Origin of the sequence: Glycomyces luteolus (assembly GCF_027622875.1) — a bacterium.
GTDB lineage: Bacteria > Actinomycetota > Actinomycetes > Mycobacteriales > Micromonosporaceae > Glycomyces > Glycomyces luteolus.
The window spans coordinates 293,154-307,884 of sequence record NZ_JAPZVP010000002.1 but is presented as its reverse complement, the minus strand read 5'-3'; the positions used below and the strand labels follow the sequence as shown (position 1 = coordinate 307,884).

Genomic DNA, 14,731 nt, shown 5'->3' with positions numbered 1-14,731 from the left:
ACGGTTGCGGGCAGGATGTACCGGTGACGAATCTTGACGAGGAACTGATCGAGTTGCGCCGGGAGATCCACCGCCGCCCCGAGCTCGCCGGCGAAGAGCGGCAGACCGCCGGGCTGGTCGCGGACCAGTTGCGCGAGGCCGGGCTCGAAGTGACGACCGGCGTCGGCGGGCACGGCGTCGTCGCAGTGCTCGACGGTGCCGCGGACGGCCCGACCGTGGCGTACCGGGCGGACATGGACGCCGTCGACGCCGAGACGAACGCGCTGGGGATCCCGCATTCGGGCAAGGTGTTCGACGAGGGTTTCGCCTCGCGCGTCCCCGGCGTCGCGCATCTGTGCGGGCACGACCTGCACACCGCGATCGGCGTCGGCATCGCCCGGGCGCTGGCCGAGAAACCCGAGTCGGTCCGCGGGCGGCTGGTGTTCCTCTTCCAGCCCGCCGAGGAGAATCTGCAGGGCGCACGGGCGATGCTGGACACCGGCCTGGTGCAACGGCTGACGCCCAGCGAGTTTTATGCGCTGCACTGCAGTCCGTTCCCCACCGGCACCATCGCAGTGTCTCCGGGCCACGGCCTGCCCGGACTCGACCACATCCGGATCGCGCTGCCAGGCGCCGATGAAACGACTGCTCTCGCCGTCGCGGCCGAGGTCGCGAAGCTCGGCACCGTCGAGTTCCCGCGGAGCATCGCCGAGTACTACGCGCGCTTCAACGCGGTGGTCGATGCCGAGACCGCCGCGTCGGTTCAGGAATTCGTCAGCGTCACCCATTGGATCGAGCAGACGCCCGACGCATCGCCCGTCGCCAACGTCCTGCTGCGGGTATGGCCGCCCGAGCGGCATCCGGAGCTGCGCGAGCAGGTCAAGCAGATCGCGGCGGCCGCGGGCGGACACGTCGAGTTCCCGGGTGATCCGTTCCCGGCCATGGTGAACTCGGTTGGACTCAGCACGGCCGCCGGCCGGTACCTGAGTGCGACGCTGGGGACGGAGTCCGTCGCATGGGCCCGGGCATCCTGGCCGTTCAACGGCGAGGATTTCGCACTGTTCCTCAACGAGGCGCCGGGCGCGATGCTCTACCTCGGCATCGCGGACGCCGAGGCGGGAATCAACGGCGCGCCGCACACCCCCGATTTCGCCGCCGATGAGCGGGCTATCGGCCACGGCGTGCGCGCCATGACAGGCCTGCTCACCCACCGGCTGGCAGCCCTGGCAGCAGCGGATGACCACCTCGGCATCCGTTCCGGAGGCGCCGCATAGCCGGTCCGGGATCGGCTTCTGCCCAAACCGGATCGACGAAACAGCCCGACAACGGCGACTCGATCAGCGCGGATCACGGTACCGACAGACGAAATGTCCGGCGTGCAGCTGGTGCTGGAGAGGAGAGAGCCGACCGCGGCATGCGATTGTGGATCGCTGGCCGACTGCGGATCAGGCGGTCGCGAACCAGGTCGCTGCCATGGCTTCCAGTGTGTCCTCGTGTGGGGCGGGCAGGATGCTGAGGTACCAGAGCAGGTTGCTTTCGACGTGGATCAGGACCTGCGCCAGCAGTGCTGTCGGTGTGAGTTCCTTGCCGTAGGCGGTCATGATCCGGCCGAGGAATCGGGTATCACCGCGAGCGGTGAAGACCCCGACCGCGGCGAACTCGTATGCGGCCCCGCCGATCATTGCCGGCTCGAAATCGAACAGCCCGGTCAGGGTCCAGGTGCGCGGGTCGATGAGCAGGTGCTCGCGCATGACCTCGGTATGCAGCAGGGCGTGTTCATCGCCGTCGCGGAGCGGCTGTGCTGCCAGGAAGTCCGGGATCTGCTCGAGCCAGGCTTCGGGCAGGCCGCGAGCCCGCTGCCGTTCGACTGCCGTGGCGCGCTGCTCGGCGACGAAGGCGTGCCAGTCGGTCGGGCCTATAGACGCGTCGAGCCCGACGATGTCGAGATCGTGCATGGTCGCGAGCATCTGCCCGAGTGTCTCGGCGAGACGGTCGCGGGCCGCCCCGGGGATCTGGGGCCAGGCCGTGGCCAGGCTCTGGCCGGCCAGCTGCGACATCAACACGTACCGCCAGCCTTCGCCGTATTCGCCCTCGGCCAGCAGTTCGGGAGTGGGTACCGGCAGCTTGCCGTGGAGGTGTTCCAGCACCCGGGCCTCGATGGCGGCGCTGCCTGCGCAGACGGTCGGGTAGAGCTTGAGCACCCGCGAGGCACCGACCGCGTACGTTGGCATGCTCCCGGTGCCATAGCGGTCGAGTGACTGCTCTGCGAGACCCATGCGGCGCAGGATGTCGACCGCCCCCGGGCGGATGATCGCCTCGTTCGGCACGACAGCATCCCAGTCTTCGTCGTCGTACACGGCAGGAAGCATGCTCGCGACCCTATTGACAGACAACGGCATGCGCAAGCGATTTGGAACGGGTGCACTGGGAGAAGGCGAGTCTAGGATCCGGAGCGCCAAGTGCCGCAACAGAACCAAGTGGGGCGAGCCCGTTGAACGGACTCGCCCCACGGCCTATCGAGGTCTAAGGACGGGTTTCAGCGGGTGTGGCCAAGGAGGCTCGTCAGGTCGGCCGCTGTGAGGTCGAACACCGGGGAGGCATCGCCGAGCTTGGAGTCGCGGACGTGGAAGCCGCCGCCTTCAGGGCAGGCGGCAAGTTCGACGCAACTGGAGTTGTTGTCGCCACCGCTGCGGGTGCTCTTTCGCCAGGCCCGGCGGAGTTCCACGCAGTTCGAGTCGTTGCCTGGTCCGCTGCGGGTGCTCTTACGCCAAGCCGTTACGTTGGTCATTCAGGTACTCCCTCAGTGGAATCGATTTTGCCCACAGGGCCCGCCAGACTTCATCGTAACGCGCGATTCGGTCCTTCTCCTCGATGCACCAGCTCTCATCAAGGAGCTCCGTGTAGACGAATGGTGGGCTTCCGAACTCCGCACCACCGGGCCGATAGAGGTCGAATGCGCTGGCACCCTCCGGGTATGGACCAGCCAGGATCCGGAGGTCCCAGCCTGCGATCGAGTCGAGTTCGAGCAGGCGATCAACCTGCCCTTGCCGATCGGCCTCCGAGAGAAGCACGAGATCCCGGATCGCTTTCTCTCCGATGAGAAGCCGTACCTTCGGGTTGTCGGTGCGATTGAGCAGACCTTCCTGTCGCCCGCGATTGAACGACCATCCCGAGTTCAACTCTTCCTGGTTGGTCTTCCATGCCAAGGGAAGGAAGTTGAAGTGGTAAGCCTGAGTCTGGGCAATGCCCGGGATGAACACCGGCTCCCACTTGTGGATCTCGCCGTTCGAGAGCTCAGCCATGCGCAGGCACAGGGCGTTGAATCGTCGGTCGGAGCGGAAGTTCTGCTCGTGCTCGTTCTGGGCGATCTGGATCATGTACGCGCGCAACTCATCGTCCATGCCGAGACCGGCGGCGAGCGGCCACATCTGCCCGACATCAGGGCACTTCTCTCCGTGCTCCCACTTGGAGACGGTCTGGTCAGTTCGTTTGACGAACCTTCCGACGGCGGACTGGCTGAGCTTCCTTTCGAGCCGCCGGATTCGGATTTCTCTGCCCGGGAGCCACTTTGCGAGCTTCGATGATGGCACGGTGGGTTGCCTCCTGCCTCAGCGGAATTCATGCTGGCCTCTAATGATGACACTGCGTTGCCACTCGGTACACACCTGTAACAAGCGGCACTCATAAAGCACGCCATGCAAATCCACCCATACAAAAGAGGCCCTAATTACTATGGGCCTGCATCAAGAGACTCTCGACTCACGACAGGAAACGCCTGTTCAGAGGCTTGCGGGTTTCGTAGGTTGGAGGAGTCAGGGCCGGGGCCGAAAGGTCCGGTCTGTCGGAAACCCGACAGAGTCCGAAGTGGAGTTCCTATGAAGACCGCCGAACCTTCCGATCCGCTGCTGCGCGGACGATTCACCGATGGCTACACCGATTTCAGCGTCCGCGCATCGAGCGCCGACATGCCCGACTCGTTCCAGGTCTACGTGTCCGGAAACCATGCCGACCTGGTGCTGATCGTCTCCGGCCTGATCTCCGGCTACAGGCACGCGACCTGGGGCGACGGCTGGCGGGCCTATACGCCCGAGTGGAAGGCCTGGGCGGAGGACACGGCGTTCAAGGTCTTCTCCGGCGGCCGAGTCGAGCCGACCTCGAAACGGGCTGGGAGCGTGAGGTTCTGCGATGGCTAAGACCTCCTCCCCCGCGCAGGAGCCGGAGGGGCGCTACAACCTCCGCTCCGATGGCGAGCCCGGGATCCACGGCCATCTCGGCTGTTTCCGGCGAGGACCGGCGGTGTTCTCGCTGTATGCGATCCCGCCCGACCAGTCCCGCTACCCGAACACTCCGGCCTACTACCTCCTCGATTGCGACGACGGCGCCGGCCCTCACGAGGTCTGCCGGATCGAGGCCGATGCAATGGATGAGCCTTTCTGGAACGGCGCGTGGAAGAACGATCCGTGGTGTCTGTGGCTGCTCAAGCAGGTTCGCGCGCTTATCGCTGCGCCGCAGGACGACTGAAGACTTGATCCTCCCGGCAGGGCCGGTCGACCTGGGTGGGGGTCGACCGGCCCATTTTCCAAATTTTCTTGCAATTGCAGCGACACGCGTGGTTGTGATCACACTCTCACGCCTCCATACTGAAAAGACCCCCTCCCGGAAGGAGCTCCGGTGTCGAGTATCGAAGAAGCTTCAGGGTCAGTCGCCACGAACGCCGATAGCGCGCGCGAACTCGCCGGAAGCATCGCCTCCTCGAAAGTCCTCCTCGATTCATTGGCCGCGCGACTCGACGCCATCGGCGTGGAGACCGCCGCCCAGCGCACCCACGCCGCCGGTGATCGGGCAGAAGAACTCGCGGGCCATGCCAATGCGTTGGCCGATGCACTCGATTCGCTCGGCCAGCAAGTCGAAGCGATCAAGGGTTTACTTGCGAGCGCCATTCGGAGCGGCGCGGGAAAGTCGGATCGGAGCCGCTCACCGAGAACCGCGTCGACGGCAAGCGCCTTCGCCGCGCAGGAGCCGCTGCCGCTCAAAGGCCCCGTCGCCTCGACGCCGCCCACTGGCATCGGCAAGCGGCATTTCTTCGAGCGGATCCGCATGAAGAGCCCGGCCAAGGAGAAGAACACGGTCGTGATGCCCGGCGTCGACACCGATGCCGACATAGCGGCGATCAAGACCGGCCATTCGACGTACCTGCGCGACAACCTCTACGAGGTCAACGACCGCACCTACGGCCTGGAGACGCCGGGGGGCGGGGTCTATCCCGTGCGCGGCAAGGGCTTCGTCGAGCTCGACAAGTTGGAGTACACCGCGCTCAAGGGACTCCTGACGTACGGCGGGAACCGGGCCAAGGCCGAAAGCGACCCGCAGATCGCGCGATTCAGTCATCACATGACAGACAAAACATGGGAAACTGCGCGAAACGTGTTCAATCAGGGACAGGAGCGGGCCTGATGCGCGACTACACGATCGTGTTCATCGAACCGGTGGATCTGGCAGACCTCGCGGCCGCGGCCGCCGACGCGTTCGCGATTCCTCCCGAGCAGATCGAGATCTGGAACGGAAGCGCCTTCGCCGCCACCGCGACCGAGCCGGTCATCGCCCAAGTCGCCATCGGTTCGGGGCCGGGGGCGTACGCGGAGTTCGTCGGGTTCGACAAGTTCGCCGAGCACGCGGACGAGCCCGAGCATCTCGCGGTGGCCGTCGAACTCGCCACGCGTGTGAAGCGCCGGGCGGTGTTCGGGCCGGAGTCGGCGGAGGACTTCCGCTGGACGCTCGTCGCCGCCGACGGGAGCCACGGCAAGGTCGTGCTCGACGGCGACCGGCTCGACGACGGCGCGATCGCGATCGTCGGCGCGGTGGAAACCATCAGCGGCGCTCCCGAACTGCCGCGGGTGCCCGAAGCGCTCTGAGCCGGTTGCCTTGGCGCGGAACGACTGCGGCACTCGGCGCTCGCGTGCGGAGGCTATTTCCCGGCGAGGTAGTCCTGGGCGTTGGCGAGGTACTCCTTGATCTGCTGCTCCCAGGCGTAGACCTCGGACTCGCGGTCGATGACCTTCTCGACGCTCATGCGAGCCCAGGCTTCGTCAGTGCCGTCGCGCAGGCCGGAGTCCTGAGCGCATTCGGCGAAGTCGAGGGCCATCGCGAACTCGTACGCGACGGGGTCGTCGGAGTCCTCGGCCTCCTCGGCGAGCGGCGGGACCTCCTCCTCCATCCCGTCGTAATAGACGCCGCCGCCGTAGATCTGGTCGAGATACGACCCGGTGGGCAGCCAGCCGAAGTCGTCGAACTCCCATTCGCTGTAGCCGCGTTCGCCGATGCAGAGCAGGAAGTCCTCCTCCTGGTCCGCGTAGTCGGAGGAGAGTTCGCCGTATAGCTCGCCGTCGCCGATCCAGGTGAGCGGGCTTTCCGTGTCGGGCCGGCTCCAGTAGTCTTCGCCGTCGATCTCGCGGTGGAGCGGTTCGCCGTAGACGATCTCGATGGTCTGCAGTTCGCAGCCGCCGAAGGGCGGCTGCTCGCCGAGCTCCTCGATGTCGACCGCTTCGGCCTCCTCCGCGGTGTCGGCTCCTTCGAACGCCCCTTGCATGGCCGCGTCGTAGGCGGCGCGTTCCGGACCGACGAAGGCCTCCATCCAGGCCTGCTTGTACTCCTCGTCCATCGCTTTCCACTCCTCGTAGGACGCATCGTCGGCACTGGTATCCCAGCCCTGGTCCTCGGCGGTGAAGGCGAGGAAGTCCATGTCCTCGCGCATGGCAAGGGCCTCATCGGAATCGGAGGCCCAGACCCAGCGGCCGAAGCCGAACTTCTGGGCCTGCTCGACAGTGGGGATGCGCGCGTACGGGGAGTCGAAGCCCTCGAAGCGGTTCGGGATCATGCTGCCGTGGAGGCGGTTCGTGTCGTGGACGGTGAAACCCTCGTCCTGCATGCACATGCTCGCGACGCGAGTCTCTGCCTGCGTCAGCTCCCAGGCCAGCGCTGAGCCGTTCACGATGCTCGCCTCGATCGCGGTGATGTCCGCTTCGGTGACCTCGGTTTCCGGGTCCGAGCATCCGGTGAGCGCGAGGGCTCCGGCGAGGAGGACGACTGCGGAACGGCGCATGGCGGCGACCGCCTTCCGGGTTTGGGGTGCGGTGGGGTCTTTGTGCGGCCACTGTATCGAATCGCACGGGGGTGCGGCGACCGGAGCATAGTGGGCCTTTACTTTGGTGTCATGGCTATCGATGAGCGTCCGGCGGGGGCCGCGGAACCGTCCGGGGACCCGGTGCCGTTCGGTCCGGGCGGGTGCGAGCCCGATCTGGACGTGGACTGGCATGCGGGCTGGCCCTCGGCGAAGCACGATCCGGCTCCGGAGATCCAGTCGCACGCCGTCGATGAGCGCACGATCATCATGCGCCAGAACAAGTCCGTGCACTACGAGGCGCCGTTCATGTTCCTGCTGTTCGGCAATGACGCGGCGCTGCTGATCGACACCGGGGCGACCCCGGAGCCCGCGTACTTCCCTTTGCGCGCGGTCGTGGACGCGCATATCGAGGATTGGCTGGCGCGCCATCCGCGCGAGGGGTACCGGCTGATCGTCGCCCACACGCACGGCCACGGCGACCACAAGGCGGCCGACGGGCAGTTCGCGGACCGTCCCGACACCGTTGTGGTCGGTACCGGTCTCTATGCGGTGCGGGCGTTCTACGGGTTCGACGACTGGCCCGCGACGCCGCGCGAGCTCGACTTGGGCGGCCGGGTGGTCGATGTCGTGCCCGGGCCGGGGCATCACGCGTCGGGGACCGTGTTCTACGACCGGTGGACCCGGATGTTGCTCACCGGGGACACGTTCTATCCGGGCCGCCTGTACGTGCAGGACTGGGACGCGTTCGCGGACACTGTGGACCGACTGGTGGCGTGGTGCGAGGCGCATCCGGTGTCGCGCGTGCTCGGCTGCCATGTCGAGATGTCGGTCCAACCGGGGGTCGACTATCCGCGCGGCTGGACCTACCAGCCGGACGAGGCGGCACTGCCGATGCGGGTGGGGCAGCTGCGGGCGCTGCAGGAGGCCGTGAGCGAGATCGGCGGCGCACCGGGCATCCACAAGTACGACGACTTCCACATCTGGTTCGAGGTCTGACGAGGGGTCCTGGCAGTGAAACAGTTCGTGCTCTTCGACCACGACGGCGTACTGGTGGACACCGAAGCCTGGTACTACAAGGCCGGGGAGCGCGCCCTCGCCGACGTCGGCTTCGCCCTGGACAAGGACCAGTACCTGCGGGACATGACCCGGAGCGCGGGCACATGGGCCCAGGCCAGGGCCGCGGGCATCGACGAGGCGACCATCGACAGGCAGCGGAAGGTTCGCGACGAGTACTACCAGGAGTACCTGCGGACCGAGGACATCGGGATCGAAGGCGTCGTCGAGGCGCTCGCCGAACTGTCGGCCTACGTGCGCATGGCGATCGTGACGACCGCGAAGCGAGTGGACTTCGAGCTCATCCACGAGCACCGCCAGATCAGGAAGTTCATGGAGTTCGTGCTCGCCCGCGAGGACTACGCGCTCGCCAAGCCGCACCCCGAGCCGTACCTGACCGGCCTCGAGCGCCTCGGCGCCTCCAAGGAGGCGACGCTCGTCGTCGAGGACTCCTCCCGAGGCCTGCGATCGGCCGTCGCGGCCGGCATCGACTGCGTCATCGTCCACAACGACTTCACCGCAGGACACGACTTCGCGCAGGCGAGCCATCGCATCGAGAAGTTGATCGAACTGAAGGACATCATTCGCAATGAGCACCCCTGAAGCGCCGCTGCCGATCCGCGGCTACGACGACCTGAACCGGACCTTCTCCCGGCCGAACGCGAGCGCCCTCGCCGAGCGCGTGCGATGCCTGGACGACGGCTCCTCGGAGTGGATCGTCGTGCAGCGCATCCCCGACCAGCCGCACGACACGATCCAGGCCGCGGGCGAGGAGGGCACCGGCCTCGTCGACGTGTCCTTCCGGATCGGCGACGATCCCTGGATGGAGGCGTCGCTCGAAGTGGAGGCCGCGGCGGCGCTGTTCGTGGCGTGGGCGCGGGACGAACCCGGCTGGGACAGCGCGCATCCGTGGGAGCCCGCGGCCTGGTGGGACCCCGAGCCGGTGCCCGCGCCCGCCCCCGAGGCCGCCGCGGAGACCACGGTCCTGGCCGCCAAATACCTCGACGAGGGCTACCTCTCCTTCGACCGGATGGTGCAGGAACTCGAGGAGATGTCCGAGGCGGACCCGCCGATCACCCGGGCCCAGGCCCGCGAGATCCTCGCCCCGATGTGGCGCGAACGCGTTGCGGAGCAGGCGACCTGGGGTGTAACGGACTGCGACCGGCTCACCGAGGCGTTCGCAGAGCTCGACCGGGGCGGCATCGTCGCCCGCGAGCACTTCGCGTGCTGCCAGCGCTGCGGGACGACCGAGATCTGGGACGAGGCCGGCCCCGAGCACCGCGGCTACGTGTTCTTCCATATGCAGGACACCGAGACCGCGGGCGACGGCGTCCTCTACCTCGCCTACGGTTCGCGGTCGAACCTGACCGAGGAGACCGTCGCCGTCGGGCACGAGGTGGTGCAGGTCCTCCAGGCGCACGGGTTCCAGACCAGCTGGGACGGCTCGGAGGCCACGCGGGTGCGGATCACCGACCTCGAATGGCGCAAACGGCTTCAGTAGCCGTCTGCAACTCTCGCGGCGGTTCGCGGCGTCTCCGGCGTATGCGTGAATTCGACCGGCAAGACCTCACTGCCCGTTGGCGGCACCTGGCGGGACTGATCGGCGTCGCGGCGCTGGCCGCCACCGCGGCCTGCACCGAAGCGGGAGGCGGTTCCGACGACGCGACCGATGCGGCGGCGGACGGCGAGACCGTGGACGCGGCAGGCCTGCTCGAGATGGCCAACGAGAACGTGCGGCTCTCGAAGGAACTGGACGCGGCGGAGGACCGCGTGATCGCCGCATGCCTTGAGGAGCAGGGTTTCGACGTGCACGACCAGCGGGAGCTGGGCCAGCACGAGCCGTACGAGCTCAGCTCGCTCGTCGACTACTACCCGACGCAGGAATTCCTTCCGGAGGCGTCGATCGCCGCGGATTGGGGTTTCGGCTGGTGGGCCAATACCGAGGAGATGTTCGAGTCCGACGAGACGCAGGACTACTACGAGGCGGCGTTCCCCGATCCTTTCGCGGACGAGCCCGTGTTCGACAACTCGGCGTTCGAGTCGCTGCCCGATGACGAGCGCCGCGCCTGGAGCGTCGCCTACCAGGGCGAGGAGGCCACGGCGGCGCTCGAGGGCACCGGGGAGCCGTCCGGCGATGGGGGATCCTCGGAGGACGGTTCGCTGGAGTTCGGTGACGGCGATATGCCGGGCGATCCGAAACCGGGCGGCTGCCTGCTGGAGATGATCGAGGCGCTCTACGGGGAGCCGAAGCAGGTCGAGCTCGATTTCGACGGGGGCTACCTCGTCTGGCGGTGGCGGCCGGAGCAACCGGAGGTCGACTACGAGGCGATGGAGGCCGAGTACGCGAACCGCATGGCCGGAGAGCACGGCGTCTTCCTCGACTGCATCGCCGAGGCCGGTTACGCCGGTTGGGAGTTCAACGACACCGGGCGGCTCGTGATGGCCGACTACGCCGCGATGCTGTACACGGGTGCGCCGTTCGACGAGGGCCTGCCGCCGGGCGAGGAGGCGGTCGCGGACACGCACCCGGCCGCTCCCGACCTGCCCGCGGACGTGCCCGCCGACTTTGACGGGAAGCGCGCGTACGAGGTCGAGATGGCGGTGGCGTTCGCCTACTGCGGTGACGAGACGGGGTACCGCGAGACCGCGACGTCCACTTACGACACTGTGGTGGCCGAGCAGTACGCGGCGATCGAGGTCGACACGTACGCCTGGCAGGAGGAGATCCGCGAATACACCGTCAAGGCGCAGGAGCTGATCGCGGGCTGAGCAGCGTTGTCGCTCAAGGGCGGGACTCCGGTCCCGCCCTTGCGACGCCTAGACGTGGTCGCGCCAGGTGTGCTTCGGGTCGTAGCCGAGGATCCTGCGGGCCTTGTCGATCGACAGGAGCGTCTCGTGGCCTTCGACCGGGCGCTTGAGTTCGAGGCCCGGGTAGTGCGCCTGCACGAGTTCCGGTGTGGGCGTGGTCATCACGGTGTCGGGCGAGGCGATCACGAAGACCTCCTTGCCGGTGCCTTCGCGTTCGAGGCCGAGGCGGATGGCCAGCGCGCCGTCGCGGGCGTCGATGTAGGACCAGAGGTTCCAGTTGCGGAGGGTCGGATCGTCGTTGAAGGCCGGGAAGGCGGCGTAGTCCTCGACGTACATGACGTTCGAGAAGCGCAGGCCGGTGGCTTTGAGGCCGGGGTTCCAGCGGCAGAGCTGGTCGACCATGGTCTCTTCGAGGGTCTTGACGAGGGAGTAGGTGGATTCGGGGCGGGGGGCGTACTCCTCGTCGACCGGGAGGTAGGGCGGCGGAGTCTCGAAGGGGAGGCCGAGGACCGTTTCGCTTGAGGCCCAGACGATGTTGTCGATGCCGGCGGTCTTGGCGGCGGCGAAGACGTTGTAGGTGCTGAGCATGTTGTTGTGGAAGATCGCCGAGTTGGGGCGCAGGCCCGGGGCGGGGACGGCGGCGAGGTGGACGACGGCGTCGAGGCTTTCGTAGCGGTCGTCGACGCCGCTGAGGGCGGAGGCGACCTGGCCGTGGTCGGTGAGGTCGATCTGGAGGAACGGCGCGAGGTTGTCGGGCGAAGGGGCGCGGTCGAGGTTGACGACCTCGTAGCCGTGCTCGATCAGATCGCGGACGCACGCGCGTCCGAGTTTGCCGCTGCCGCCGGTCACTGCCACGCGTGTCATCGCGTTCCCCCTTTTGGTCGCGCCCTTCGCGCGCGGGTCGCGCCTTCCGGGCTGGTACGGCCCGAAGTGTAGGACCTGGAGTGGGCTCCAGGGCAACCCGCCTGGTAACGGGCGGTTCGGCGGTGCGCTTGCGACCGTCTCGTCCTTGGCTCCGCCCGCGGAGTCAACAGCAGCCGTCGAGGAAGCCGCGGAGTCGATCGAGCGCGGCACCGATCCGGACCTTGTCCGCGCGGTAGTAGACGGTCTTCGCCTCCCGGCGGCTGGTGAGCAGCCCGCCATCCTTCAGCTGTGCGAGCTGCTGGGAGGCGGTGGACTGTCCGATTTCCAACCGCTCGGCCACCTCCCCCACGCTCAGCTCGGCACCTCCCGCGAACTGGAGCATCAACCGCTGGCGGGCCTCGCTCGCCAGGGCCTTCAGGAACCGCGCGGTCGTCTCGTCGGGGGCGGGCGGAGCAGGGTCGTGAGTCGCAGTCGCCATGGTCCCATCCTAGATACATATCGTCATTTCGTGAAATCGTGGAATGACGATATGATGCGGAGATGGACCTCATCGACACCCTCGTCATCGGCGCCGGTCAGTCCGGCCTCGCCGCCGCATACGCCCTCCGCAAGCACGGCATCAGCCCAGTCGTCCTCGAAGCAGGTGACGCCCCGACCGGTGCATGGCCGAAGTATTACCAATCGCTGACCCTGTTCTCCCCGGCCCGCTACTCCGCCCTGCCCGGGATGCCCTTCCCCGGCGATCCCGACCGCTACCCGCACCGCGACGAAGTCACCGACTACCTTGCGGCGTACGCCGAGCGGCTCGACGCCGACATCCGCACCGACCACTGCGTCCGGGCGCTCGAGCACCATCACGGGATCTTCATCGCGCACCTGGCCGACGGCCGCCGCCTCCACGCCCGCACCGTTGTCGCCGCGACCGGGGGCTTCACCAACCCCCACCGGCCCGCCCTCCCCGGCCTCGACAGATTCACCGGAACGGTCCTCCATGCCGCCGACTATCAGCGGCCCGAGCCCTTCGCCGGGCAGCGGGTCCTGGTCGTCGGCGGTGGCAACTCCGCCGTCCAGATCGCCACCGAACTCGCCGAGGCCGCCCGCGTCACCGTCACCACCCGCGGGAAGCTCCGCTTCGCACCGCAACGACCACTCGGACGGGACCTGCACTTCTGGTACACCGTCACCGGGCTCGACACCGCCCCCGTCGGCCGCCTCCTGACCCACCCGCCGACGGTCCCCGTCCTGGACACCGGCCGCTACCGCACCGCCATCGCCGCCGGGCGACCCGACCACCGGCCCATGTTCACTTCCCTAGGAGCCGACCACGTCAACTGGAGTGATGGCGCCGACGAGCACGTCGACGCCGTCATCCTCGCCACCGGATACCGGCCCGCCCTCGACTACCTCTCCGGGCTCGACGTCCTTGACGATCAAGGCCGCCCGCGCCGCAAAGGCGGTCACGCCAGCACCCTGACGGGCCTGGCGTTCGTCGGACTCGAATGGCAGCGCAGCCTCTCCTCGGCGAGCATCCGAGGCGTCGGCCTCGACGCGGCCCGCATCGCCCGACCGCTGTCCGCCCTCGTGCTGAACACTCGCAAGGAAATCGGATAGACCTGACCCCATGGCCACCCGCACCGCACCCCTCGAGACCGCCAGCGCGCACCCACCCGTGCCGCGCCGTGTCCTCATTGCCCTGTGCACCACCCAGATCACCAGCTGGGGCGTCCTCTTCTACGCCCTCCCAGTCCTGCTTGGCTACATCACCGCCGACACCGGGTGGTCAACGGCCGCCGTCATGGGCGCCTTCTCCGCCGGGCTCGCCGCCTCCGCCCTGGCGGGGATCGCGGTCGGGCACCTGCTCGACCGCCTCGGACCACGCCTCGTGATGACCACGGGCTCGGTACTCGCCGCGGTCGCACTCGCCGGCGTTGCGACCGCGCCGAACCTATGGACGTTCACCACCGCCTGGATCCTCGCCGGCATCGCCCAGGCCGCCGTCCTCTACAAGCCCGCATTCGCAGCCATCACCATCTGGTACGGCCCTAAACGCGTCCAGGCCCTGACCATCCTCACCCTCGCCGGAGGCCTCGCCAGCACGGTCTACGCACCCTTCACCGCGTACCTCGCGAGCCACCTCGACTGGCGCGGCGCCTATCTCGCTCTCGCCGCGATCCTGGCGGCCGTCACGATCCCGGCCCACGCCATCGCCCTCAACCCGCCATGGCCCGCTCCTCTTTCGGACGCGAACGGCGAGGGGACCTCGCCCGTTCCGGACCGGAGAAAGATCATCACCAAACCGACGTTCATCGCCCTCGCCGTCGCGATCGCCTTGGCCGCGTTCGCGATGAGCACCTCGAACCTCTACCTGGTCCCGCTCATGACCGGACGCGGCATGGACACCGCCACTGCCGCCTGGGCCCTCGGCATCTGCGGCGCGGGCCAACTCCTCGGTCGCATCGCCTATGCACCCATCACGATCCGCACCGGCCCGACCATTCGGGCCGTGATCATCCTCGCCATCGGCGCCGCGGCCACTCTGGCCACCGCACTCATCGCGGGGCCCCTCGGCCTGGTGTTCACCGCTGTCATCCTCCTCGGCGCCGCCCGCGGCGCCTTCACCTTGCTCGACGCCACCGCCATCACCGACCGCTGGGGGCCCAGCGGCTACGCCACGCTCCACGGCATCCTCAGTGCCCCCGCCACCATCGCGATCGCCCTCAGCCCCTGGGCTGGTGCGGTCCTCATTGACTGGACCGGCGGTCACCCCCGGATGTTCGCGCTCCTCGCCGCACTCGTGCTCATCGCCGCCGCGATCTGCCTCGGGGAGGGCTTGTTCCGCCGACCCGTCGTGGCACCGAATGCAGGCCGGTAGTGCTGCAGCACCTGCTCGTGTCACGTGGCAAGATC

The 14,731-nt window shown here is 67.8% G+C and carries 17 protein-coding genes; 11 read left to right on the top strand and 6 right to left on the bottom strand.

All coding sequences use genetic code 11. The annotated features are described in order from the left end of the window. Positions 1–23: 23 nt before the first annotated feature. Positions 24–1,253 carry a M20/M25/M40 family metallo-hydrolase gene (locus O1R50_RS03355; RefSeq protein WP_270108448.1) on the top strand — a complete coding sequence of 410 codons (1,230 nt, stop codon included), beginning with the start codon at positions 24–26 and terminating at the stop codon, positions 1,251–1,253. A 171-nt stretch (positions 1,254–1,424) separates the two neighbouring features. Here O1R50_RS03355 and O1R50_RS03350 read toward each other — a convergent pair whose 3' ends face one another. The 3 genes from O1R50_RS03350 to O1R50_RS03340 all read right to left on the bottom strand — a co-directional run bounded on the left by O1R50_RS03350 (position 1,425) and on the right by O1R50_RS03340 (position 3,569). Next, entirely contained in the window at positions 1,425–2,348 is a 924-nt protein-coding gene (locus tag O1R50_RS03350; protein WP_270108447.1) for a phosphotransferase family protein, read from the bottom strand. Positions 2,349–2,515: 167 nt separating this feature from the next. Beyond that, complete coding sequence (locus tag O1R50_RS03345) at positions 2,516–2,767, bottom strand: DUF397 domain-containing protein (protein ID WP_270108446.1); 252 nt, start codon at positions 2,765–2,767, stop codon at positions 2,516–2,518. After that, a complete protein-coding gene (locus O1R50_RS03340; protein ID WP_270108445.1) occupies positions 2,742–3,569 on the bottom strand; it encodes a Scr1 family TA system antitoxin-like transcriptional regulator in 828 nt (275 codons plus the stop codon). The genes O1R50_RS03345 and O1R50_RS03340 overlap by 26 nt, the downstream gene beginning before the upstream one ends. Before the next feature lie 285 nt (positions 3,570–3,854). On the opposite strand from O1R50_RS03340, the gene O1R50_RS03335 reads away from it, so the two are divergent. From O1R50_RS03335 to O1R50_RS03320, 4 genes are all read left to right on the top strand, one after another. Beyond that, positions 3,855–4,172, top strand: a complete 318-nt coding sequence (locus O1R50_RS03335; protein WP_270108444.1) for a hypothetical protein — start codon at positions 3,855–3,857, stop codon at positions 4,170–4,172. Then, positions 4,165–4,500, top strand: coding sequence for a hypothetical protein (locus O1R50_RS03330; RefSeq protein WP_270108443.1), 336 nt, complete (start codon positions 4,165–4,167; stop codon positions 4,498–4,500). The genes O1R50_RS03335 and O1R50_RS03330 overlap by 8 nt, the downstream gene beginning before the upstream one ends. A 150-nt stretch (positions 4,501–4,650) precedes the next feature. Further along, a complete protein-coding gene (locus O1R50_RS03325) occupies positions 4,651–5,433 on the top strand; it encodes a hypothetical protein (RefSeq protein ID WP_270108442.1) in 783 nt (260 codons plus the stop codon). Then, a complete protein-coding gene (locus tag O1R50_RS03320) occupies positions 5,433–5,891 on the top strand; it encodes a hypothetical protein (RefSeq protein WP_270108441.1) in 459 nt (152 codons plus the stop codon). Before O1R50_RS03325 ends, O1R50_RS03320 begins: the two co-directional genes overlap by 1 nt. A gap of 53 nt (positions 5,892–5,944) precedes the next feature. Here O1R50_RS03320 and O1R50_RS03315 read toward each other — a convergent pair whose 3' ends face one another. Further along, positions 5,945–7,078, bottom strand: a complete 1,134-nt coding sequence (locus tag O1R50_RS03315) for a hypothetical protein (protein ID WP_270108440.1) — start codon at positions 7,076–7,078, stop codon at positions 5,945–5,947. 111 nt (positions 7,079–7,189) lie between these two features. On the opposite strand from O1R50_RS03315, the gene O1R50_RS03310 reads away from it, so the two are divergent. The 4 genes from O1R50_RS03310 to O1R50_RS03295 are packed head-to-tail and all read left to right on the top strand — an operon-like array spanning position 7,190 to position 10,921. Continuing rightward, positions 7,190–8,095 carry an MBL fold metallo-hydrolase gene (locus O1R50_RS03310; protein WP_270108439.1) on the top strand — a complete coding sequence of 302 codons (906 nt, stop codon included), beginning with the start codon at positions 7,190–7,192 and terminating at the stop codon, positions 8,093–8,095. A gap of 15 nt (positions 8,096–8,110) precedes the next feature. Further along, on the top strand, positions 8,111–8,755 hold the full coding sequence (locus O1R50_RS03305; protein WP_270108438.1) for an HAD family hydrolase: 645 nt from the start codon (positions 8,111–8,113) through the stop codon (positions 8,753–8,755). Beyond that, positions 8,742–9,653 carry a DUF6891 domain-containing protein gene (locus O1R50_RS03300; protein WP_270108437.1) on the top strand — a complete coding sequence of 304 codons (912 nt, stop codon included), beginning with the start codon at positions 8,742–8,744 and terminating at the stop codon, positions 9,651–9,653. Before O1R50_RS03305 ends, O1R50_RS03300 begins: the two co-directional genes overlap by 14 nt. A 41-nt stretch (positions 9,654–9,694) precedes the next feature. Continuing rightward, complete coding sequence (locus tag O1R50_RS03295; protein ID WP_270108436.1) at positions 9,695–10,921, top strand: hypothetical protein; 1,227 nt, start codon at positions 9,695–9,697, stop codon at positions 10,919–10,921. A gap of 48 nt (positions 10,922–10,969) precedes the next feature. Here the strand turns inward: O1R50_RS03295 and O1R50_RS03290 are convergent, their stop codons facing one another. Then, on the bottom strand, positions 10,970–11,824 hold the full coding sequence (locus O1R50_RS03290) for an NAD-dependent epimerase/dehydratase family protein (protein WP_270108435.1): 855 nt from the start codon (positions 11,822–11,824) through the stop codon (positions 10,970–10,972). Positions 11,825–11,987: 163 nt separating this feature from the next. Continuing rightward, positions 11,988–12,302: an ArsR/SmtB family transcription factor gene (locus tag O1R50_RS03285; RefSeq protein WP_270108434.1), complete on the bottom strand. Its 315-nt coding sequence runs from the start codon at positions 12,300–12,302 to the stop codon at positions 11,988–11,990. A 62-nt stretch (positions 12,303–12,364) separates the two neighbouring features. On the opposite strand from O1R50_RS03285, the gene O1R50_RS03280 reads away from it, so the two are divergent. After that, positions 12,365–13,435, top strand: a complete 1,071-nt coding sequence (locus O1R50_RS03280; RefSeq protein ID WP_270108433.1) for a flavin-containing monooxygenase — start codon at positions 12,365–12,367, stop codon at positions 13,433–13,435. A gap of 10 nt (positions 13,436–13,445) precedes the next feature. Next, complete coding sequence (locus tag O1R50_RS03275) at positions 13,446–14,696, top strand: MFS transporter (protein WP_270108432.1); 1,251 nt, start codon at positions 13,446–13,448, stop codon at positions 14,694–14,696. Positions 14,697–14,731 lie beyond the last annotated feature (35 nt).

Excerpts from the sequence above, each read along its gene's own strand:
- O1R50_RS03350 (WP_270108447.1), bottom strand. The coding sequence starts at position 2,348 with ATGCTTCCTGCCGTGTACGACGACGAAGACTGGGATGCTGTCGTGCCG.
- O1R50_RS03345 (WP_270108446.1), bottom strand. The coding sequence starts at position 2,767 with ATGACCAACGTAACGGCTTGGCGTAAGAGCACCCGCAGCGGACCAGGC.
- O1R50_RS03335 (WP_270108444.1), top strand. The coding sequence starts at position 3,855 with ATGAAGACCGCCGAACCTTCCGATCCGCTGCTGCGCGGACGATTCACC.
- O1R50_RS03330 (WP_270108443.1), top strand. The coding sequence starts at position 4,165 with ATGGCTAAGACCTCCTCCCCCGCGCAGGAGCCGGAGGGGCGCTACAAC.
- O1R50_RS03320 (WP_270108441.1), top strand. The coding sequence starts at position 5,433 with ATGCGCGACTACACGATCGTGTTCATCGAACCGGTGGATCTGGCAGAC.
- O1R50_RS03315 (WP_270108440.1), bottom strand. The coding sequence starts at position 7,078 with ATGCGCCGTTCCGCAGTCGTCCTCCTCGCCGGAGCCCTCGCGCTCACC.
- O1R50_RS03310 (WP_270108439.1), top strand. The coding sequence starts at position 7,190 with ATGGCTATCGATGAGCGTCCGGCGGGGGCCGCGGAACCGTCCGGGGAC.
- O1R50_RS03300 (WP_270108437.1), top strand. The coding sequence starts at position 8,742 with ATGAGCACCCCTGAAGCGCCGCTGCCGATCCGCGGCTACGACGACCTG.
- O1R50_RS03295 (WP_270108436.1), top strand. The coding sequence starts at position 9,695 with ATGCGTGAATTCGACCGGCAAGACCTCACTGCCCGTTGGCGGCACCTG.
- O1R50_RS03290 (WP_270108435.1), bottom strand. The coding sequence starts at position 11,824 with ATGACACGCGTGGCAGTGACCGGCGGCAGCGGCAAACTCGGACGCGCG.
- O1R50_RS03285 (WP_270108434.1), bottom strand. The coding sequence starts at position 12,302 with ATGGCGACTGCGACTCACGACCCTGCTCCGCCCGCCCCCGACGAGACG.
- O1R50_RS03280 (WP_270108433.1), top strand. The coding sequence starts at position 12,365 with ATGGACCTCATCGACACCCTCGTCATCGGCGCCGGTCAGTCCGGCCTC.
- O1R50_RS03275 (WP_270108432.1), top strand. The coding sequence starts at position 13,446 with ATGGCCACCCGCACCGCACCCCTCGAGACCGCCAGCGCGCACCCACCC.